18 protein-coding genes are annotated in these 20,099 nt (G+C 72.6%); 10 read left to right on the top strand and 8 right to left on the bottom strand.

Annotated features, from left to right (window positions below; all coding sequences use genetic code 11):
• Positions 1–12: 12 nt before the first annotated feature.
• Together ABD143_RS07215 and ABD143_RS07210 are read right to left on the bottom strand one after the other, a co-directional pair.
• Complete coding sequence (locus ABD143_RS07215) at positions 13–3,165, bottom strand: helicase HerA domain-containing protein (RefSeq protein WP_343973001.1); 3,153 nt, start codon at positions 3,163–3,165, stop codon at positions 13–15.
• Complete coding sequence (locus ABD143_RS07210) at positions 3,162–3,764, bottom strand: hypothetical protein (RefSeq protein ID WP_343972998.1); 603 nt, start codon at positions 3,762–3,764, stop codon at positions 3,162–3,164. The genes ABD143_RS07215 and ABD143_RS07210 overlap by 4 nt, the downstream gene beginning before the upstream one ends.
• Before the next feature lie 73 nt (positions 3,765–3,837).
• Here ABD143_RS07210 and ABD143_RS07205 point away from each other — a divergent pair, with 73 nt between their 5' ends.
• Positions 3,838–4,809, top strand: a complete 972-nt coding sequence (locus ABD143_RS07205; protein ID WP_343972995.1) for a zinc-binding dehydrogenase — start codon at positions 3,838–3,840, stop codon at positions 4,807–4,809.
• Positions 4,810–4,832: 23 nt separating this feature from the next.
• Here the strand turns inward: ABD143_RS07205 and ABD143_RS07200 are convergent, their stop codons facing one another.
• Complete coding sequence (locus ABD143_RS07200; protein WP_343972992.1) at positions 4,833–6,035, bottom strand: pyridoxal phosphate-dependent aminotransferase; 1,203 nt, start codon at positions 6,033–6,035, stop codon at positions 4,833–4,835.
• Between the two features lie 242 nt (positions 6,036–6,277).
• Positions 6,278–7,270 (bottom strand): alanine racemase, encoded by a 993-nt coding sequence (locus ABD143_RS07195; RefSeq protein WP_343972989.1) that lies wholly within the window; start codon positions 7,268–7,270, stop codon positions 6,278–6,280.
• 97 nt (positions 7,271–7,367) lie between these two features.
• On the opposite strand from ABD143_RS07195, the gene ABD143_RS07190 reads away from it, so the two are divergent.
• Together ABD143_RS07190 and ABD143_RS07185 are read left to right on the top strand one after the other, a co-directional pair.
• Positions 7,368–8,729 (top strand): type I glutamate--ammonia ligase, encoded by a 1,362-nt coding sequence (locus ABD143_RS07190; RefSeq protein WP_343972986.1) that lies wholly within the window; start codon positions 7,368–7,370, stop codon positions 8,727–8,729.
• A gap of 139 nt (positions 8,730–8,868) precedes the next feature.
• Complete coding sequence (locus ABD143_RS07185) at positions 8,869–10,119, top strand: multidrug effflux MFS transporter (RefSeq protein ID WP_343972983.1); 1,251 nt, start codon at positions 8,869–8,871, stop codon at positions 10,117–10,119.
• 19 nt (positions 10,120–10,138) lie between these two features.
• Here ABD143_RS07185 and yczE read toward each other — a convergent pair whose 3' ends face one another.
• Entirely contained in the window at positions 10,139–10,762 is a 624-nt protein-coding gene (yczE, locus tag ABD143_RS07180) for a membrane protein YczE (RefSeq protein WP_343972980.1), read from the bottom strand.
• Between the two features lie 101 nt (positions 10,763–10,863).
• Here yczE and ABD143_RS07175 point away from each other — a divergent pair, with 101 nt between their 5' ends.
• The 4 genes from ABD143_RS07175 (at position 10,864) to ABD143_RS07160 (ending at position 15,804) form a co-directional block, all read left to right on the top strand.
• Positions 10,864–12,813 (top strand): TPM domain-containing protein, encoded by a 1,950-nt coding sequence (locus tag ABD143_RS07175; protein ID WP_343972977.1) that lies wholly within the window; start codon positions 10,864–10,866, stop codon positions 12,811–12,813.
• Between the two features lie 155 nt (positions 12,814–12,968).
• Positions 12,969–13,940, top strand: a complete 972-nt coding sequence (locus ABD143_RS07170) for a DUF6807 domain-containing protein (RefSeq protein WP_343972974.1) — start codon at positions 12,969–12,971, stop codon at positions 13,938–13,940.
• Positions 13,941–14,077: 137 nt separating this feature from the next.
• Positions 14,078–14,530: a MarR family winged helix-turn-helix transcriptional regulator gene (locus tag ABD143_RS07165; protein ID WP_343972972.1), complete on the top strand. Its 453-nt coding sequence runs from the start codon at positions 14,078–14,080 to the stop codon at positions 14,528–14,530.
• Positions 14,527–15,804 carry an MFS transporter gene (locus ABD143_RS07160; protein WP_343972969.1) on the top strand — a complete coding sequence of 426 codons (1,278 nt, stop codon included), beginning with the start codon at positions 14,527–14,529 and terminating at the stop codon, positions 15,802–15,804. The genes ABD143_RS07165 and ABD143_RS07160 overlap by 4 nt, the downstream gene beginning before the upstream one ends.
• Here the strand turns inward: ABD143_RS07160 and ABD143_RS07155 are convergent.
• Entirely contained in the window at positions 15,763–16,266 is a 504-nt protein-coding gene (locus ABD143_RS07155; RefSeq protein WP_343972966.1) for a bifunctional nuclease family protein, read from the bottom strand. The genes ABD143_RS07160 and ABD143_RS07155 overlap by 42 nt on opposite strands.
• A 78-nt stretch (positions 16,267–16,344) precedes the next feature.
• A complete protein-coding gene (locus ABD143_RS07150) occupies positions 16,345–16,737 on the bottom strand; it encodes a VOC family protein (RefSeq protein WP_343972963.1) in 393 nt (130 codons plus the stop codon).
• 77 nt (positions 16,738–16,814) lie between these two features.
• Between ABD143_RS07150 and ABD143_RS07145 the strand changes: the two genes are divergently transcribed.
• Both ABD143_RS07145 and ABD143_RS07140 read left to right on the top strand, forming a co-directional pair.
• On the top strand, positions 16,815–17,651 hold the full coding sequence (locus ABD143_RS07145) for a nucleotidyltransferase domain-containing protein (protein ID WP_343972960.1): 837 nt from the start codon (positions 16,815–16,817) through the stop codon (positions 17,649–17,651).
• Positions 17,648–18,034: a hypothetical protein gene (locus tag ABD143_RS07140; protein WP_343972957.1), complete on the top strand. Its 387-nt coding sequence runs from the start codon at positions 17,648–17,650 to the stop codon at positions 18,032–18,034. The genes ABD143_RS07145 and ABD143_RS07140 overlap by 4 nt, the downstream gene beginning before the upstream one ends.
• On the opposite strand, the gene ABD143_RS07135 is transcribed toward ABD143_RS07140, so the two are convergent.
• Positions 18,021–19,013, bottom strand: coding sequence for a Gfo/Idh/MocA family protein (locus tag ABD143_RS07135; protein ID WP_343972954.1), 993 nt, complete (start codon positions 19,011–19,013; stop codon positions 18,021–18,023). The two genes, ABD143_RS07140 and ABD143_RS07135, sit on opposite strands and share 14 nt — an antisense overlap.
• Positions 19,014–19,206: 193 nt before the next feature.
• Between ABD143_RS07135 and ABD143_RS07130 the strand changes: the two genes are divergently transcribed.
• Entirely contained in the window at positions 19,207–19,854 is a 648-nt protein-coding gene (locus ABD143_RS07130) for a GntR family transcriptional regulator (RefSeq protein WP_343972951.1), read from the top strand.
• The last annotated feature ends 245 nt before the right edge of the window (positions 19,855–20,099 follow it).

Genomic DNA, 20,099 nt, shown 5'->3' with positions numbered 1-20,099 from the left:
GCGGCGGGCGGGTCAATTCCTGCCGTCCGCCGCCCGCCTGACCACCTCCTCGGAGGTGAGCGCGCTCGACGGGTGGTGGCTCAGGCACATGGGCATCTGCACCCGCTCGAACGCGACCCCCTCGCTCGCCAGGTAGAACTGGCCCGACTCGAGGCGCGAGATCTCGGCCACCCGGCCACCCTTCGCCCTGGCCAGCTCCGTGGCGGCGTTGATCTGCGCTCCGGAGTTGAGGTAGCCGAAGAACTGGGTGGCCGCGTTGCCGGGGATGTAGTTGTGCAGGCCCCGCGGCGCCTGGGTGGCGAACACCAGCCCCAGCCCGTACTTCCGCGCCTGGGCGACCAGCGACAGCGTGCTGTCGGTGCAGGCGGTCGTCCCCCTCGATGGGGCGAGTGTCTGTGCCTCATCCATCACGAAGAGCCCGCCGAGCGGCCGGTCGCCTGCCGGGTTCGCCTTGATCCAGGAGAACAGCGCCATCTGGAGCTGGTTGACGAAGCTCTGCCGCTGTTCCTCGGCGGGCAGCCCGACGAAGTTGATCACCGAGATGCGAGCACGTTTCCCGGGGCGAGGCGTGAGCAGGACCGACGGGTCGACGGCTTCCCCCGACCCTCCGAAGAGCGGGTCGTTGATCCCGGCGACCTTGAACGCGTCGGCCATCTCGGCGGCGAGCCTCGTCCCGTCGCGGAGCTCGCTCACCCCGTCGGGCAGGTCGCCCAGCAGCCCGACGAACCCCGAGAGGTGGCTGCCGCCGTCGAGCGCGAACCGCTTGAGCGCCTCCCGCAGCACTGCCTTGCCGTGCTCGACCTTCCGCCCGGTGAGGTGGGCGCGGGGGATCAGGCTGGTGACTGCCGTGTCGATCGCGATCCGGAACTCGTCGTCATCGGCGATGACCGGGGCGAAGTCGGGCAGCGGCTGGAACGCCAGCGGCCGCCCTTTCGACCGCCCTGGAGTCCACACGACCACCTCGGTGTGCTCCAGGTAGTCGGACGCCTTTCCCGCATCGCCTTCGTGCCAGCCTCCCGGCGGCTCCGGCCACGCGTCGCCCAGCCGGGCCAGGTCGTTGTTGGGGTCCAGCACGATCGCGGAGACGCCGTGCAGCGCGCATTCCTCGACCAGGCGCCGCAGCAGCACCGTCTTCCCGGACCCCGACCCCGCGAAGACGACCGCGTGCTTGCGCAGCGACTCCAGTGGTACGTACACATCCTGCCCCGTGGCTGCCGAACGCCCGATCGGCACGGACGGCACCGTCGGCACGCGTGGCCGCGGCGTCGGGCTGGGGCGGCGCACCGGGCTCGGCTGCGCCGCGACCGCCTCCTGGGGAGGCACAGCCAGTTCCGTGACCGGTTCCGCAGGCGTGGGCGCCGGGGCGCCAGGGAGCGTGCGCCGGAACAGCTCGGTCGACCCGGCAGGCCGGCGCACGGCGAGCCACTCGAGAAACCCCGGCTGCTGCGGCCGCCGCATGACCTCCAGCGCCGCCAAGGTGCGCAGGTCGTCCTCGCTGATCGGGATGCAGACCCCGCCGAGATCCTCCACGTCGGCGACGGCCTGCGCCGTCACCGGGCCAGTCGGCCACCCCGCGTTGCGGATCAGCACGAGCCTGGGCTCGTCCCCGCCCGCCCGCAGGCCGGACTCGGTGCGCGCCGAGCTGATCCGGCTCTGCACCGCGCGGGCGTTGCGGTGGGCGATCGCCCGGAACGCGACGTGGACCTCGTCCTCGGTCCGCTCGTCGAGGGTCTGGCGCAGCCGGGCGTGCAGCGGCGGCTTCTTGCCGCGCACCTGGTCGACGCTGAGCATCTGCCCGCGCTCGCCGAGCTCGTTGATGTAGGCGCTCAGCCCGGCCGCCAGCAACGCGGGCATCCGCTCGTCCTCGGTGTCCTGGTGCAGCGGAGCGGCCACGTCGGCCTCCGCCCGCAGCCGGGCGAACCACGCATCCATCTCCTGCAGCACGGCGTCGTCGGCCCGCTTGCCGGACTCGTCGGTCGGTGCAGCCCGTTCGGCGAGGTCATCCAGCTCGCGCAGCTCACCCGACTCGAGGCATTCGCGGACGTGGACGTCGACCCGCTGGAGCAGCTTCCGCGGCGTGAGATTACGTGCGGTCGGGAGCTCGAAGGCCGCCAGGAGCACCGGCCACGTGTCGTAGGGCGGGACGTACCCGACCTCGGCATACTGACCCCCGAGATGCTGACCGACGATCGCGGCGGCCACCGCGGCGTCCGGCATCGCGCCCTGCAGCAACCTGGTCCGGAAGCGGTCGGCGGCCGAGATCGCCGACTTCGTGGCGATCATCTCCCAGGTCTCGGGAAGGCAGGCGACGACCGTGAGGGTCCGGCGGGTCGCGTCCCGCAGCTCCATGAGCCCGTCCGCCACCTCGGCGACGAGCGCGTTCTGCTTCCGGGTGGTGGCCGCATCCGCCGTATCGGCCGAGCGCAGGTTGAGCATCCCGTCGATCTGGTCGACGGCGATCACGGTGGGGCCGGTCAGCGCCAGGAGGCGGGAGAGGTCGCGGAGTACGAGCTGTCGCGTCCTCGCCCCGGGCCGGAAGCCCCATTCCTCCCGCGCCACGTCCTCCACGTCGCCGTCGAGGCTGAAGTAGTCGTACCCGATCTCCTGGACGCCGGGCTGCATCGCGCGGTAGAGCACGAGCGCCCGCAGGGTGTTCTGGCAGTCGGCCCACACCTGCCGGTCGATCTGCCTCAACCCGGTGACGAGGTCGTCGAGGTCAGCGCGGGAGACCGGGATCGTGCCCGCGATCCGGCTCTGCTGCAGCGGCGACAGGTCTGCGCGCGCGGCGAGCCTGCGCAGGAACGGACCGAGCTGGTCGACCTGCCCGCCTTCGAAGCCGTCGATGATGCCGTGCACCGCGCTGCGCCAGAAGTCGGTGCCTTCGAACAGCTTGATCAGGAAGAAGTAGCCGTCCTGCGCCTGCACGTGCTGACGCACCCAGCGCAGCATGTGTGTCTTCCCCACGCCCCGTTCGCCCTGCAGGGCGACACCGATCGGGCTGGCGCCTGCGCTCCTGCGGGCCGCCTCCACGTCGCGCAGCAGCGACATCGCGACGCTGGTGTGGAGGCCCTCGACGTGGTGCCGGACCGGACTCCAGACATCCTCGGGGGTCAGGGCGGAGTTGAACTGGACCGCCTCCAGCGCCACCCGCTCCTCGTCGGTCAACGGGCCTCGATCATCAAGAGGTGCCGGTCGTCGCCGCCGAAACGGACCGCGGCGGAGTGGTCGGCGTCGGTGAGCGACTTCTGATCGGACGCCGCCCGCACGTGCACACCCGGGGTGCTCGCCATGCGCTCCAGCTCGGCGTCCACGTCTTTGCGGGACACGCCGGTCAGCAGCTCCCGCAGCTCGGCGAGGCCGACCCAGTGCCCCGGCGCGTCCACCAGCTCGCCGTAGGCGCTCCGGATCAGGTGCTCGACGTCGGGCTGGAAGATCTCGTACAGCTGCCCGCCCCTGGCCAGGTGCCTGCGGAGCCCGGCGAGCAGCGCGTAGAGCGCGCCGCCGAGGGAACCGGCCCGGGCCGGCGGCTCCGCGCCGAGCTCGTCCTTGCACCACGCCCAGCCGTCGTCGGTCAGCTCGTGGGCGAAGGTGCGGCCCACCTTCCGCGACGTCACCAGTTTGCGCTCCACGAGCCGGCGCCGGGGCACGCCGGTGAGCGTGAAGCCGGCCACCTCGTGCAGCTCGGCGTTCGTCAGCTCGCGCGCCTCGGCCATCAGCGCCAGCAAGGCGGCCCGCTCAGGCACGGTCAGCTGATCAGTGGGCACGGGTTTCCTCCGGTTCGGGGAGTGTTCGGGGGTTCAGTGGTCCCACGACGGACGTGACGAGGGGGTGTGGGCCATGCGGGTGGCAGTCGTGGAGCGGTTCGGCGGGCCAGAGGTGTTGGCGTCGCGAGAGGTACCGGACCCGGTGGCCGGGGCCGGCGAGGTCGTGGTCGGCGTCGAGGCCGCGGATGTGCTGTGGGTCGAGACGATGGTCCGGCAGGGCGCCGGCGGGCCGCATTTCGACGTGACCCCGCCGTACGTGCCGGGCAACGCCGTGGCTGGACGGGTGCGGGCGGTGGGCCACGGGGTGGACGGAGGCTGGGTCGGGCGCGCCGTCGCGGCGCGCACCGGCGGGAGCGGCGGCTACGCGGAGCAGGTGGTCGTGCCCGCAGGCGCACTGGTGCCGGTGCCCGACGGGCTCGGGCTGCACGCGGCGGCGGCGGTGCTGCACGACGGGATCACGGCGCTCGCCCTGTTCGAGGGCACGCGGATCGCCGCCGGGGACGCCGTGCTGGTGGTCGGTGCGAGCGGCGGGCTCGGAATAGTCTCGGTGCAACTGGCGACGGCGCGCGGAGCGCGGGTCGTCGCCGTCGGGAGGGACGAGCGCAAGCTCGCGCGCATCCGCGAGCTGGGAGCCGACGCTGTGATCGACTCCGAGCAGCGCGACTGGGTCGGGAAGGCCCGGGCGGAGCTCGGCGGGCGGGGCGCCGACGTGGTGCTCGACAACGTCGGCGGGGTGGTCGGAGAGGCCGCGTTCGCTCTGGCCGCTCCTGGTGGCCGGTTCTCCGCGCACGGCACGCCGATCGGTCGCTTCGCCGCCATCGAACCGGCGGAAGCCACCCGTCGCGGCGTGACGCTGCGCGGGATCGGCGACGTGCAGCTGTCTGAACCGGACTTCCGCCGGTTCACCGAGGAGGCGCTGGCGGAGGCGGCCGCCGGTCACATCGTCCCCGTGATCGGCCAGACGTTCCCGCTCGAGCGGGCGGCCGACGCGCACGCGGCGATCGAGGCCCGCACCGTGTTCGGCAAGACGTTGCTCGTGCCCTGACACCGGTCAGTGCGCACGCCTGGTCAGCCCGCCGGGGCGCGCAGCGCGACGAGCCGCGCCACGGCCTCGGTGAGCACCTCGTCGCGCTTGCAGAAGGCGAATCGCACGAGCGGGCGGCCCAGTTCCGGGTCGGCGCAGAACACCGACACCGGCACGGCCGCGACCCCGACCCGCTCGGGGAGGCTCCAGCAGAACTCGGCGCCGTCCTCGTAGCCGAGCGGGCGCACGTCGGTGACCACGAAATACGTGCCGGCGCTGTCGAACACGGTGAACCCGGCGGTGCGCAGGCCCGCGGAGAGCAGGTCGCGCTTGCGCTGCAGGTCGGATGCGAGCTGCGCGTAGAAGGAGTCGGGCAGGGCGAGCGCCGCGGCCACCGCGGGCTGGAACGGTGCGCCGCTGACGTAGGTCAGGAACTGCTTCACCGCTCGCACCGCCGCCACCAGCTCGGCTGGGCCGTGCACCCAGCCGATCTTCCACCCGGTGACGGAGAAGGTCTTGCCCGCCGCCGAGATCGTCAGCGTCCGCTCGGCCATCCCGGGCAGGGTCGCCATGGACACGTGCTCGCGCCCGTCGTAGACCATGTGCTCGTACACCTCGTCGGTGACGATCACGGCTCCGTACTCGGCCGCCAGCTGCCCGATCAGCGTGAGCTGCTCGCGGTCGAACACTGCCCCCGTCGGGTTGTGGGGTGTGTTGACCAGCACGAGCCGGGTGCGCGACGAGAACGCGGCGCGCAGCTCGTCGGAGTCGAAGCCGAAGCCGGGCGGGCGCTGACCGCCGGGGTTGGGGTTGGCGTTGGCGTTGGCGTTGGGACGCAGCGGCACCGGCCGCAGCACCGCACCGGCGAGCGCGATGGTCGCGGCGTAGGAGTCGTAGTACGGCTGGAAGGTCACCACTTCGTCGCCCGGCTCGCAGAACGCGAGCACCGCGGAGGCGATCGCCTCGGTGGCGCCGGTCGTGACGAGCACGGCGTCCGGGTCGACGTCCATGCCGTAGAAGCGGCGCTGGTGCTCGGCGACCGCGGCGCGCAGCTCGGGCGCCCCGACGCCGGGCGGGTACTGGTTGATCCCGGATCCGATGTTCGCGGCGGCGTCGGCGAGCAGCGAGGGTGGCCCGTCGGTGTCCGGGAAGCCCTGGCCGAGGTTGATCGCCCCGGTGCGCAGTGCGAGCGCCGACATCTCGGCGAAGATCGTCGACGTGTGGGGGCGCATCCGTTCGACCAGCATGGGGAGACCGTACGTCGCGCCTCTCGCCGGTGCCCCCACCCGCCCACGGCGCCCGGATTGTCGGACTCCGGACCTACTGTCGGGCTCATGGCGTTGTCGAAGCAGGAGCGCGAGCAGTTCCTCGCCGAGCCGCACGTCGCGGCGTCGAGTACGCCAAGGCCGAGCACGGCGAGCAGGTCATCTACTCGCTGCGCCCCGAGCGGTGGCCCTCCGCAGACCTCGGGTCGGGCTGAGCCGGGCGGTCACCAGCCGCGCATGTCCACCGCCCACGTCTCCACCACGTCGTCGCCGTCCACTACGTGCATCCGCTCGTGGAGCGCGACGGTCGGGTCGACGTGGGCGGGAAGCACTCGCACGCGGTCGCCGATCCGTATGGGGTCGTCCGCCACGAACGTCGTGTGCTCGTCGGAGCAGGCGAGCACCTGCGCCCCCGTGATCGAGGGCAGGCCGTGGTCCATGCCGAGGCTCTTGAGCCCGACGTCCAGCACGGCGTGGCCGCGGCCGGCCGAGATCACCGTGCCCAGCACGAAGAGCGCCTGCCCGAAGGGGTGGCCGGCCTTGGTGTAGGCCGTGTCCATCAGGGGGTAGGAGCCCGCCTGGATCTCCGTGGCCCACGTGTTGTCCAGGTGCGTCCCCGTGCCGCCCCCGCTGATGACGTCGCCGCCCACGTCCTTCGCGGCCCGGAGTAGGAGCGTCATCGACTCGGCCGTCCTCCGGGCCCGGTCGGCCGGGTCGATCAGCCCCTGCAGGTGCCCCTCGTAGCCCATCACGCCCCGCACCGAGAGCCCGGCGGCGCGCGCGGCGGCCGCCAGCTCGCCTGCTTCCTCGGGCCGGCAGCCGCAGCGCCGCTGGCCGACGTCCACGTCCACGAGCACCTCGTGTACGCCTCCCGACACGGCGGCTGCGATCGTCTCCGGTGAGTCGACCGCCACGGTGACGCGCGCCCCGTCGCGCACCAGGGCCCCGAGTCGCCGGGTGTCGAGCACCTCGTTCGCGAGCAGCAGGTCCGCGCCGAGGCCCGCGGCCGCCAGCACCTCGCACTCGCGCACCGTGGCGCACGTGAACCCGGTGTGGCCGTTCGCATGTTGTCGGCGGGCGAGCGCTGAGGTCTTGTGCGCCTTGACGTGCGGGCGCAGCCGGGGCCCGGGCAGCGCGGCGGTCATCGTGTCGAGGTTCGCCTCCAGCACCGAGCGCTCGACGATCAGGGCGGGAGTGGTCAACTCATCGGTTCGCACGACCGGGACGGTACGTCGTGCCGAGCCCACGGCCCCGGCCCGCCCGATCACCGGACCGGGCTGGACCTGTGGGCCGTGCGCCGCCATCCTGGCCGCCATGACCGCACACCGCGTCAAGGGTCTGACCTGGGAACTCACTGAGGCCGGCGTCGTCGGTGTGACGATCAGCTGGGCCGACAACAACGGGATCCCGCGCTCGCGCACCGTGCCGGTGGCCGCGCTGCCGCAGGTGGCCGAGACCGGTGTCGGGGTCACGACGCTCTTCGCGGTGTTCGACAGTTCCGACGTGATCACGTTCGCGCACGAGGGCCTCGCTACGCCGTCGGGGGACGTGCGGTTGCTCCCGGTACTGGACGGCATCGTGCGGCTGGCGGGGCAGCCCGCGCTCGCGTGGGCGCCGGGCAAGATCGTGACGGCCGACGGCGACCCGTGGCCCTACGACCAGCGCGGCGTGCTGGCGCGGCAGGTCGAGAGCCTCGCCGCCGAAGGGCTCACCGCGCTGGTGGGCTACGAGCTGGAGTTCGCGGTGTACCGGGACGACCCCGACCACCCCGACGAGCTCGTGCCTGCGCTTTCGGGCCCGGCCTACAGCCCGCACGCCCTCGTCCCCATCGACGGGTTCGTCAAGGACGTGCTGCACGACTTCGCCGCGAACGGGCTCGAGCTGGGCCAGCTGCACGCGGAGTACGGGCCGGCGCAGGTCGAGCTGTCCCTGGCCGCGAGCGACCCCCTCACGGCAGCCGACCGGCAGCTGCTCGCCCGCCAGACGCTCCGCGCGGCGGCCAGCCGGCACGGGTTGCGGCTGAGCTTCGCCCCGCTCCCCGCTCTGACCGCCGCCGGCAACGGCTGGCACGTCCACACGTCGCTCTGGCGCGAGGGACGCAACCTCCTCGCCGGCGCGGCGGGGAGCCCCGGCCCGGAGGGCGCCGCCTACATCGCCGGTCTTCTGCGGGACCTTCCCGCAGTCGCGGCGGTCACCGCCCCGAGCATCGGCTCGCTCGCCCGGCTGCGGCCGGGCTACTTCGCGGGCGCCTTCGCGTTCTGGGGTGTGGAGAACCGGGAGGCGCCGCTGCGGTTCGTGCCGGGCTCAGCGCTGCTCGGCGCGGACCACGCGAACGTCGAGCTCAAGACCTCGGACGCCTCGGCCAACCCGTATCTCGCCCTCGCCGTACTGCTCGCCGCCGGCGCCGCCGGCGTGGCCGAGGGCCTGGCGCTGCCGCCCGCGGTGCAGTCCGATCCGGGCACCTGGACCGCCGACGAGCGGGGCGCACAGGACATCTACGGGCTTCCGGCCACGCCGGCCGAGCAGGAGGCGGCGCTCACCGGGAACCCGCGGATCGCGCGGGTGCTGGGCGACGACCTGCTCGGCGCGTTCCTGGCGGTCCGCCGCTCCGACGCCGCTGCGGCCGAGGGGCGGCCGGTCGACGAGATCCTCGCCGGGCTGCGCTGGCGGTATTGACCCTTTGAGTGATGCGGAGCACACTCCTCCGGTTACGGGAACACCGCTCCCGGCGCGCCGTATTGACCGTTCAGTGACGCCGACTCCCGATCGTGTCCCATCGCCAGTCACGGGAACCCGGGGGGGACGCCTCCGGCTCGTGCTGATCCTCGGGGCCCTGATCGCGCTGGGGCCCCTCACCATCGACATGTACCTTCCGTCGCTGCCGACGATCACCGCCGAGTTGCTGACCACCGATGCCACCGTGCAGCTCACGCTGACCGGCACGCTGCTGGGCCTCGGGCTCGGGCAGCTCCTGATCGGCCCGCTCGCGGACCGCCTCGGCAGGCGCCGCCCGCTCCTCGCAGGCACCGCCGTCCACGTGCTCGCGTCACTGCTCTGCCTGATCGCACCGAACGTCGAGGTGCTCGGCGGGCTGCGGGTACTGCAGGGCCTCGGTGCGGCGGCCGGGTCCGTCATCGCGCTGGCGATCGTGCGCGACCTCTACACCGGCCGGGCCGCCGCCACCCTGCTGTCCCGGCTGATCCTGGTGATGGGCGCCGCCCCGGTGATCGCCCCGACCCTCGGCGGTTACGTGCTGGCGTTCACCTCGTGGCGCGGCGTCTTCGGGGTGCTCGCCCTCTACGGGCTGCTGCTGCTCCCCATCGCTGCCCGTGCCCTCCCCGAGACGCTCCCGCCTGACCGGCGGACGCACACCGGGGTGGTCGGCACCTTGCGCACCTACGGCCAACTCCTGCGCGACCGGACGTTCCTCGGGCTCGTGCTGGTCGCCGGACTGGCCATGTCGGCCGTGATGGGGTACGTCGCAGGCGCCTCGTTCGTGTTCCAGGAGCAGTTCGGGCTCAACCAGCAGCAGTTCGGGCTGGTCTTCGGCAGCGGCGCGATCTGGCTGATCGCCGCGACGCAGCTCAACCCGGTGCTGCTGCGCCGCTTCGAGCCGCGGCAGCTGCTGCTCTTCGCGGTGCCGGCTGGCGCGGTGGCGGGTCTCTTGATGGTCGGCGTCGCGCTCGCGGGTGTCGGCGGCATCCTTGGCCTGCTGCTGCCGCTGTGGCTGGTGCTGTTCACCGTCGGTCTCGCCCTCCCCAACGCCCCCGCCGTGGCGCTGTCGCGGCATGGCGAGACAGCGGGAACGGCAGCCGCCCTTCTCGGCGCCGTGCAGTTCGGCGTCGGCGCGGTCGTCTCGCCGATGGTCGGCGTGCTGGGCAACAACAACGTCGCGATGGCCACCGTCGTCGCGGGCGGCCTGGTGCTCTCGATGCTGGTGCTCGTGCTGGTCGTGCGGCCGTGGCGGCTCGGCGACCTCGAGCAGGCGGACGGCGACGTTGTGGACGGCGACGTTGTGGACGGCGACGTTGTGGATGGGTCCGTCCCGGTCCCGGCCGCCCGCTGACCCGCGGTCCCGGACGCCCTCAGGTCCGCGCGCGCACGGCGAAGAACGGCAGGAACGCCTGCGCGAGCGGACCGATGGCCAGCGCATAGAGCGCGGTCCCGACGCCCACGGTGCCACCGAGCAGCCACCCTGCTGATAGCACCACGACCTCGATGCCGGTCCGCACCAGCCACAACGACCAGCCGGTGCGCGCCGTCAGGCCGGTCATCAACCCGTCCCGCGGGCCGGGGCCGAGCCGCGCGCCGACGTACGCAGCCGTCGCCACGCCGTTCAGCACCACCCCCGCCACCAGCAACGCGACCCGTGCCGGTAGCCCGGCGGGCGCCTCGATCAGTGCGAGCGCCACGTCGACGGCCACCGCGATCACCACGACGTTCGCCACCGTGCCGAGCCCGGGGCGCTGGCGCAGCGGGATCCACAGCAGCAGCACAATCGCTCCGGTGATCCCCGTGACCAGCCCGAAGCTCAGCGGGGTCTGCTCGGCGAGGCCCTCGTGCAGCACGTCCCACGGACTCAGCCCGAGCCCCGCCCTGATCTGCATAGCCATGCTCACGCCGTAGAGCACGAGGCCGCCGGCCAGCTGCGCGAGCCGCCTGCCGGGGTCGGTGGTAACGGGCAGCGGGCGCAGGTCGACGACGGCCATACGGCCATCCTCGGCTCGCTTCGCGCGTTGACCATGGCCAATCCACGGCCGCTGGACCGTCACCGTCATGATGACGCCATTCGAAGATCGCGGAGGTCAGCGTGCGCAGGTTGTCCACCCTCGTGTCCGTGGTGGCCGTGCTACTCCTGAGCGGCGCGGGAGCGGCGCTCGCGGACCCGCCGTCACGGCTTGCCGAGCGCGTCACTGACCGCGCCGGGGTACTCGCGCCCGGGCAGGCCGAGCAGATCACCAGCGCGGTCACAGCGCTGCGCGTCCAGGGCAGGATCGATCTCTTCGTGGTCTACGTGGCGTCGTTCGACGGGGCGGACGCGCAGGCGTGGGCCAACCGCTCGGCAGAGCTCTCCCAGCTCGGCTCGGAGGACGTGCTGCTCGCGGTGGCCGTGCAGGACCGCGCCTACGCGGTGTCGGCCGCGGACGGCTTGCCGCTCCCCGAGAGCACCCTCCACGCCGTCCGTACCCGGGACGTCGAGCCGCGCCTCGCGGAGAACGACTGGGCGGGCGCCGCGATCGCGCTGGCCGACGGCCTGCGCACCGGCGGGGGCGGCGGCGTGCCGGTCGGACTTCTGGTGATCGGCGGGGTCGCGCTCGTCGGAGGCGGCGCTTACGCGTTCACGAGGTGGCGACGCACCCGAACCCCGGCGCCGGCAGGCAAGGCGCCCACCGGAGGCGCCACGAACGACGAGTTCAAAGACGTGTCGACCAATGACCTGGCGTACCGCGCGAGCGCCGCCCTGATCGAGGTCGACGACGCGGTGCGCACCTCCGAGCAGGAGCTCTCGGCCGCGCGGATGCACTTCGGCGACGAGGCCGTCGCGGAGTTCGCGGCGGCGCTCGCGCAGTCGCGTGCCGACATGCTGCGCGCGTTCGAACTGCGCCAACAGCTCGACGACGACCAGCCGGAGGACGAGACGGGCAAGCGGAGCCTGCACGCAGAGATCCTGCGCATCGCCTCGACCGCCGACGACCGCCTCGACAAGCAGGTGGAGTCGTTCGACGCCCTGCGCAGCCTCGAGGCGCGGGCCCCTGAGTACGTCATCGGGCTCGCGCACCGGCTGGCCGCCGTCCGGGCGAGGGTGCCCCAGGTCGACGCCGCGTGGATGGCGCTGCTCAGCCGGTACTCCGTGGGCGCGCTCGAACCGGTGGCCGGCGACCTCGACCAGGCCAGGAACCTGCTCACCGCGGCGAGCATCGAAGTCGACGAGGCGCGCACGGCGCTCGTCGGCGCCGGGCCAGGTTCCGGGCCGGCGGCTGCCGTGGTCTCGGGGCGGGCCGCGGAGGACGCCATCACGCAGGCCGAGACGCTGCTGGACGGCGTCGGGCGGCGGGAGTCCGAGCTCACCGAGGCCACCGCCCGAGTGCCCGCTGCCAGGGCCGAGGTGCTGCAGGACCTCGCCGAGGCGCGAGCGATGGGTTCACTCCGCCCGGTGGCGGCTCGGGCTGAAGCCGCGGTCGACGCCGCCGCGGCGGCCACCCGGGGCCCGCTGCCCGACCCGGTCGCCGCGCTCCGGCTGCTCGACGAGGCGGGGGCCGCCCTCGACGCGGGTCTCGCCGACGCCCGCGCCGCCCTGGACCGCGCCAACCGCGCCGCCGCCGCGCTCGACCACACCCTGCTGATCGCCCGCTCGGCCGTATCGGCGGCGAGCGACTTCATCTCGACCCGGCGGGGCGCCGTCGGGCGCGGGGCGCGCACCCGCCTGGCCGAGGCACAGCGGCACTTGCAGCTGGCGAGCGGCCCCGACCCGGTCGCTGCGCTGCACGAGGCGCAGCAGGCCGACACCCTCGCCCAGGAAGCGCTGCGGCTGGCCAAGGCCGACGTGTCCCAGTGGCCGTCCGCGACAGGCCCGAGTGGGAACGGCCTCGCCGCGGACCTCGGGAGCCTGATCCTCGGCGGGATCCTCTCCGGCGCGAGCGAGGGTTACCGCAGCGGGCGCAGGCGCAGCAGCCGCGGCTACGGCGGGAGCCGCCGAAGCCCTGGCAGCTTCGGCGGCTCGTCGAGCCGGGGTAGGCGAGGCGGCGGCGGCCGTTTCTGAGGCGCCCCAAAACGTCAGCGGGGTGGCCCTGCTGACGGGTCAACGTCTGCAGTGTCACCTTGCTGACGTTGTGCGGGCCGCGACTACTGTGCGACGCTGTAAGCGCTTTCCGCTTCTAGATCGTCACTGCCGCGTCGCTGTCGAACGGAGATCCCATGCCGTATGCCGGTGCCAGCGGTCCGGCCGGTGGCCTGCTCCCCGAGCCGGCGCCCCGCGGGCTCGGCCTGCACCACGAGCACGGACGATCGGTGTCGGTCACGTTCGACGGCGCCGAGCTGCTCCGGTACGTGACGCACCCGTGGGACACACCCCTGGAGTCGCCGCGGCCCTACATCCATCCGCTGCGCACACTGGCGGGCCAAGTGGTGACGCTCTACCGCCCGCACGACCACATCTGGCACAAGGGGCTGGGCTTCGGCCTGCCCAACGTCGGCGAGGAGAACTTCTTCGGCGGCCACACCTACATGCGCGGGCACGGCTACCGGCAGCTCGACAACGACGGGTCGATCCAGCACCGCGGCTTCGACGCCCTGAACGCCGCCGCCGACGGCGTCACGATCGCCCAGCGCCTGGACTGGGCCACCGCCGCGGGCCGCACGGTGATGACCGAGCGGCGCTCGATCGGCGTCACCGTGCCGGACGGCGCTCCGGCCTGGGTGCTGACCTGGTCGACCGCCCTCACCAACGTCTCCGGAGCGCCGCTGCCCATCGGCAGCCCGGCCACGGAGGGTCGCGAGGGTGCCGGGTACGCGGGCCTGTTCTGGCGCGGCCCGCGCTCGTGGACCGGGGGCACGGTGCTCGTCCCCGGCCGCTCCGGCGAGGACGACCTCAACTGCGTGCGGGGTCCGTGGATGGCATTCACCGGCCGGCACGACGAGGGTGGCGACGCCTCGACGATCGTGTTCGTCGACGCGGAGGACAACATCCACCACCCCACACCCTGGTTCGTCCGCTCCAACCTCTTCGCGTGCCTGTGTCCCGCGCCCTTCAGCGACAAGCCGTACGTGCTGGCGGACGGCACCGAGCTCACCCTGCGCTACGCCGTCGTCGTGGCCGCAGGCGAGCACGACCCCGAAAGCGCCGGAGACCTCGCGGCGCTCGGCGTCAAGGCCCTCACGCAGCCCTGATCCGTCGAGGCACGGGCGGCGAAACCGCACGGACAGCAGTCAGGCAGATCACGGGCCCGCTCGTGGCGCCGCTAGTGCCGGGTCACGTGTACGAGCGTATAGTTGCTTGTTGGCAGGCAAATACACGCGGAGGCGGCGTGACCGAGAGGTTCGACAGCGAGGACGTCACGCGGCTGCGCATCGCACTCGGCCGAATCTCTCGATCCCTCGACCGCCAGTCCCGCGGCGATGGGTTCACCCGCACCGAGATGTCCGTGCTGGGCACGGTCATGCGGCTGGGGCCGGTGGGGCTCTCCGAGCTCGCCGACATCGAAGGCGTCAACCCGACGATGCTCTCGCGCATCGTCGGCAAGCTCGAGGACAAGGGCCTGCTGGCGCGCAGGCCCGACCCGGCCGACCGCCGCGCCGCGCTCGTCGAGCTCACCAAAGCGGGACAGGCCGAGCAGAAGCGGCTGCGGTCCGAGCGCTCCGCGCTGCTCACCGCACGGCTGGCCGCCATGCCGGAGAAGAGCGCAGCCGAGGTACTCGCCGCCCTCCCCGCCCTCGAAGCACTCGCAGACCAACTCGCCCCCCGATCGGAGAAACCGTGACGCTGGCACTTGAGCGCAGGTTCGCTCCGCTCAACGCATTGCGCCGACAGACCTTCTCGTCCTTGTCCAACCGCAACTACCGCCGCTACCTCAGCGGCCAGACGATCTCGCTCGTCGGCACCTGGATGCAGACGATCGCGCAGTCCTGGCTGGTCCTGCAGCTCACGCACTCAGCGGCAGCACTGGGCATCGTCATCGCGCTCCAGACGCTGCCCACCCTCCTGCTCGGCCCGTACGGCGGCCTCATCGCCGACCGCATGGACAAGCGGCGGCTGATGATCGGTCTCCAGTCCGTGATGGGCGCGCAGGCCCTGCTGCTCGGCCTGCTGACGATCACCGGCGCCGCGCAGCTGTGGCAGGTCTACGTGCTCGCTGTCGTGCTCGGCATGATCAACAGCTTCGAGAACCCGGCGCGGCAGTCGTTCGTGCTGGAGATGGTCGGCTCGACCGACCTCCGCAACGCCGTGAGCCTCAACTCCGTGCTGGTCAACTGTGCCCGCGCGGTCGGGCCCGCCGTCGCAGGCCTCGTCATCGCCTTCGGCGGGCTCGGCATCTGCTTCCTGGTCAACGCCGTCAGCTTCGTCGCCGTGGTCACGTCGCTCCTGCGACTCGACGTCTCGGCGCTCCTCCCGTCGAAGCCCGCGCCGCGAGCCCCAGGTCAGCTGCGCGAGGGCCTCACGTACGTCCGTCGCACACCCGCGCTCGCCGTGCCGCTGCTGATGATGGCCCTGGTCGGCTGCCTGGCCTACGAGTTCCAGGTCGTTCTGCCGATCGTCGCGAGCGAGACCTTCGCAGGCGACGCCCGCACGTACGGCTTCCTCACCGCGGCCATGGGCGTCGGCGCCGTGGGCGGCGGGCTGCTGGTCGCCGCGTGGGGCCGCACCGGGCTGTGGCCGCTCGTGGTCTCGTGCTGCGCGTTCGCCGTCACGATGCTCGCAACCGCACTCGCCCCGACCCTCACCATGGCGCTGATCGGGATGGGGCTGGTGGGCGCCGCGAGTGTCACGTTCCAGTCGATCGGCAACAGCACCCTGCAGCTGGGCTCCGAGCCGCACATGCGCGGACGGGTCATGGCGCTGTGGGCCGTCGCGTTCCTCGGCTCGACGCCGATCGGCGGCCCCATCGCAGGCCTGGTCAGCCAGCAATTCGGCGGACGCGCCGGGCTCGCGCTCGGCGCGGTGGCATGCCTCGCGGCCGCGGCGCTCGGTGCAGTCGCCGCGCGGCGCGAGGAGCTAGTGTCCCGCGCCGCCAGGAGTGCCGAAGTCGTCGGGTGAGATCTCGTCGAGGAACTCCCGGAAGTCGCGAAGCTGCTGCTCCGGCGGGGCATCCGTGCCGTCGGGGAAGATCGTGGTGACCCGTTGGCCCACCTCGTCGAGGATCTCGTCCGCCACGCCGATCGACAGGCCTTCCCGCACGGCGACGGCCAGCGCGTCGCTCGGGAGGACCGCCACCCGCGTGCCGCCGTCGAACACCAGGTCAGCGGCGAACTTCCCCTCCCGCAACTCGGTGATCTCGACCCCGTCCAGCGTGTGGCCGAGGCCGGCCAGAACCGGCAGCAGCACGTCCTGAGTCAGCGGCGGATCGGAGTCGGCGCGAGGCCCAATCGCGATCACGTCGGCCTGCGGGCGGCGCAGGAAGACCGGCACGCAGCGGTCGCCGTCCACCTCCCCGAGCACGAGCACGGGCTCACGGGCACGCGCGTGGACCACCAGCCGCAGCACCCGCACCGCACGCATCCCGGCCTCGCTCCCTCGGCGGACACAGCCAGTGTGCGACACAGTTCCCGCGCGGCAGAAGGGGAACGATCCCCATGGTCAGGGTGGACCGAGCAGGTCCCACCGGTTGCCCGCCACGTCCAGGAACACCGCGACGCGCCCGTACTCCTCGCGCCCGGGCGGACTCACGAACTCGACATCCGCGCCGGTCATCCGCGTGAACGCCGCGTCGAAATCGGCCACCTGCAGGAAGAAGCCCACTCGGCCGGCGACCTGGTCCCCGACGGCGCGCGCCTGGCGGTCGCCGTCCGCACGCGCCAGCAAGACACCCGTCCCGCCGCCCGGTGGCCGCACGACGACCCAGCGCTTCGGCCTGCCGTCGTTGGTCAGCGACGGGGCGTCCTCGGCCAGCTCGAAGCCGAGGGCATCGACGAAGAAGTTGATCGCCCGGTCGTAGTCGTCCACAACAACGGTGACCAGGTCGATCCGCACCAGGCGAGGATATCCGCGCGACTCCTGACGCACCCGCGTCCCACGATGGCCGGGCGACTCTCGACGACGGCGCCCTGGTGGACCTCGCGGACCGGCTCGTGGAGGTCCCCGGCGTCACGGGGGTGATGCTGGGCGGCAGCCGGGCCCGCGGCGATCACATGCCGGAGTCCGACGTGGACCTCGGCGTCTATCACGACGGCGATCTGGACGTCGCCGCGCTGGGCGCGCTCGCACGCGAGGTCGCCGGGCCGGACGCCAGTGTCACCGAACGCGGGGAGTGGGGGCCCTGGGTCGACGGCGGAGGCTGGCTACGCATCGACGGAATGCCGGTGGACTGGATCTACCGCGACCTGGACCGGGTCCGTTCTTGCTGGCAGGCGGCTCGCCTGGGCCACTACTCCTTCCACGCGCAGATCGGGCACCCGCTCGGGGTGCCGGACTTCGCGTATCCGGGCGAGGTGGCACTGGGCATCGTGCTGGCCGATCGGACCGGGCAGCTCACAGCGCTGCGAGCGGAGACCCAGGACTATCCGACCGCGCTCGCCGAGGCGCTGGTGGCGGGGCTCTGGGAGGCGGAGTTCCTGCTGACCATCGCTCGCAAAGCCGTCCCCCGGCGCGACGCGACCTACGTCGGCGGCTGCCTCTTCCGCGTCGTCGGCCCCTGCTGCCATGCCCCTGCACGGGATGGCGCGCCGGTGGGTGGTCAACGAGAAGGGCCCAGTGGCGTCGGCAGGCCGGCTGCCCGGGGCACCGAAGGGGTTCTCCGACCGGGCCCACGATGTGCTTGCCGACCTGCGCTCCGACGAGCGCACGCTCGCGGCTGCCCTGGATCGCGCCGCCGCACTCGTCGCGGAGCCTGCCCGCCGGTGCCGCGAAGGAGAAGGCCGGATCCGCCGCCGGCATGTCGGAGATGAGCGGTGAGTTCGGGATCGCACTCGGCGTGGCGGTGTTCGGGAGCGTCGGCGCCGCGGTCTATCGCAGCATCGTCACGGTCGGTCCCGACGTGCCTGGTGACGTCGCCACGGACGCCAGGGAGAGCATCAGCGGAGCGGTGTCCGCTGCGGGTGAGCTGCCCCCGGCCGCCGGGAGCGACCTCCTCGATGGGGCCAGGGAGGCCTTCACGAGCGGGCTGAATGTGGCCACCGTCATCGGTGCGGTGCTGTTCGCGGCGCTGGCGATCCTGACCGGGACCACCCTGCGCCACATCCGCCCGTCCGGTGCCGACACCGATGGTGCCGACACTGATGGCGCCGACACTGATGGCGCGAGCGCCGCGGCTCCGGCTACAGCTCCTTAGGGCCCTCCTGCGGCACCATTCCGAGCTGGTCGCCCACCGAGCCCATCACGTCCTGCACGGCGACGGTGTCGGCAAGCGGCATGACCGCGCTCTCCGGCCGCCCCGCCAGCACGCAGTCGGTGACCTCACGCAGCTCGTGGAAGTAGCCACCACCGGTGTGCGGCGCCGTCACCTCCTCGGCCTCGTGGCCCGTGCGGTGCACGACGATCGTGTCGGGGTGGTGGAACCGCGGCAGCACGTCGATCCAACCGCCCGTGCCGAACACCCGCATCTGGCCCGGGGTCGCGCACCGGAGCGAGGTGAAGAGTGAGGCCGTGCTGCCGTCGGCCCACCCGAGCAGCACGGTCTCCTCGACGTCCACGCCGGACGGGTTGAGCAGTCCGCGTGCGGCGACGGTGTCCGGCGTGCCGAGCACCATCTGCGCGAAGGAGATCGGGTAGACGGTCAGGTCGAAGAGCGCGCCCCCACCGACCGCCGGGTTGTAGTAGCGGTCGAGCGGATCCGTCGGGGCGTTCACCCCGAGCTCGCCCTGCACGCCGCGGACGTCGCCGATCGCGCCCTCGGCGATGAGCTCGCGCATCCGCACGATCGCGGGCTGGAAGCGGGTCCACATCGCCTCCATCGCGAACACGCCCGTCCGGGCGGCCAGCTCCGCGATCTCGCGCGTCGCGGCCGGTGTGACGGTGAACGCCTTCTCCACCAGCACCGCTTTGCCCGCGTCGAGCGCGGCCAGCGCGATTGCCCGGTGTTGGGGGTGCGGGGTGGCGATGTAGAGCACGTCGACGTCGTCGTCCTCGACGATTGCCCGGTACGAGCCGTGTGCCCGCCCGATGCCGTTCGCCTCCGCGAAGGCCGCGGCCCGCTCCTCCGACCGCGACGCGACGGCGACGACCTCGGCGTCCGGCAGGTGCACGAAGTCCTGCACGACCTTCGCCGCGATCCGACCCGGCCCGACCACTCCCCAGCGCACGGTGTTCATGGCTCCATCCTGACTGGAGCGGACGAGGAGTTCGGCCGCCCACCCTCCACAGGGTGTGGACAACACAGTGGACAATAGAACTGATGTTCGATGCCGTCGGGTGTGAGCCCCTGGGCTGTTGAGCTCCTCTGAGATGCATAATGAGTCAAACTGGTATCTCAGAAGTCGAGAGGCAGCGGATTTGGCTGGGACCATGCGAGGCCGCACTTTGGCCAAGGACCGTGCTTACGACTTCGTCAAGGACCAGGTACTACAAGGGGCGTACCGGGGCGGCGACCTGATCAGCGAGGGAGAGGTCGCCGGCGAGCTGCAGATGTCTCGCACTCCCGTGCGCGAGGCCTTCCTGCGCTTGGAGACCGAGGGCCTGCTGCGGCTCTACCCGCAGCGCGGGGCGCTGGTCATCCCCGTCTCCCCCCACGAGGTCCGGGAGGTCCTGGAGGCGCGGCAGGTCGTGGAGGAGTTCGCCGCGTGCAAGGTGGTCGCCCACCCGGCGAGTCAGCGCGGCGCACTGCGCGGGGCGATGGAGGAGAGCGTCGCACGCCAGCGCGCCCTCGCCGCCCACGGGGACCTGCGGGGCTTCCTCGAGGAGGACCGCAGCTTCCATACCACCCTCGTCGAGGCCGGAAGCAACAGCTTCTTCACTCAGCTGTACATCTCGCTTCGGGACCGGCAGGTCCGCATGATCGCCGAGTCCTTGGTCGGCGACCCCGAACGGCGCGACACCATCCTCTCCGAGCACGCCGCCATCGCCACCGCACTCGGAAGGGGCGATCTGGACGCCGCATGCGCGGCGGTGCGCGATCATCTGTCGAGCACCCGTTCCGCGCTCGGGCTGGCCTGAGCCCAGCCGCAACGCAGCCGGCGATCGCTGGCTCCGGGGCTCAACGCTGAGACCCGGTCGCGTCGAACACCACCGCGTCGAACACCACTGCACTGACGTGGGGTCAGGCCGCGCCTCGCAGTACCGAGGACTCGGCCGCGGCACAGGTCGGGCAGTCGAAACGGCGAGCACCCGACCCGTTCGTCGACGATCCCAGGCCCGGCCTGCGGTGCGCCGGCTGGTCGAGCACGACGGCGTGATCGAAG

The organism is Pseudonocardia aurantiaca (assembly GCF_039526725.1).
Taxonomy (GTDB): Bacteria; Actinomycetota; Actinomycetes; order Mycobacteriales; family Pseudonocardiaceae; genus Pseudonocardia; species Pseudonocardia aurantiaca.
The sequence above is the reverse complement of the archived record's forward strand: the minus strand, read 5'-3'. Positions and strand labels throughout refer to the sequence as shown.

Bases quoted from the DNA above. Each gene is read 5' to 3' on its own strand.
- ABD143_RS07130 (WP_343972951.1), top strand. From the start codon at position 19,207: ATGCGAGGCCGCACTTTGGCCAAGGACCGTGCTTACGACTTCGTCAAG.
- ABD143_RS07135 (WP_343972954.1), bottom strand. From the start codon at position 19,013: ATGAACACCGTGCGCTGGGGAGTGGTCGGGCCGGGTCGGATCGCGGCG.
- ABD143_RS07200 (WP_343972992.1), bottom strand. From the start codon at position 6,035: ATGCTGGTCGAACGGATGCGCCCCCACACGTCGACGATCTTCGCCGAG.
- yczE (WP_343972980.1), bottom strand. From the start codon at position 10,762: ATGGCCGTCGTCGACCTGCGCCCGCTGCCCGTTACCACCGACCCCGGC.
- ABD143_RS07170 (WP_343972974.1), top strand. From the start codon at position 12,969: ATGCCGTATGCCGGTGCCAGCGGTCCGGCCGGTGGCCTGCTCCCCGAG.
- ABD143_RS07140 (WP_343972957.1), top strand. From the start codon at position 17,648: ATGAGCGGTGAGTTCGGGATCGCACTCGGCGTGGCGGTGTTCGGGAGC.
- ABD143_RS07155 (WP_343972966.1), bottom strand. From the start codon at position 16,266: ATGCGTGCGGTGCGGGTGCTGCGGCTGGTGGTCCACGCGCGTGCCCGT.
- ABD143_RS07205 (WP_343972995.1), top strand. From the start codon at position 3,838: ATGCGGGTGGCAGTCGTGGAGCGGTTCGGCGGGCCAGAGGTGTTGGCG.
- ABD143_RS07190 (WP_343972986.1), top strand. From the start codon at position 7,368: ATGACCGCACACCGCGTCAAGGGTCTGACCTGGGAACTCACTGAGGCC.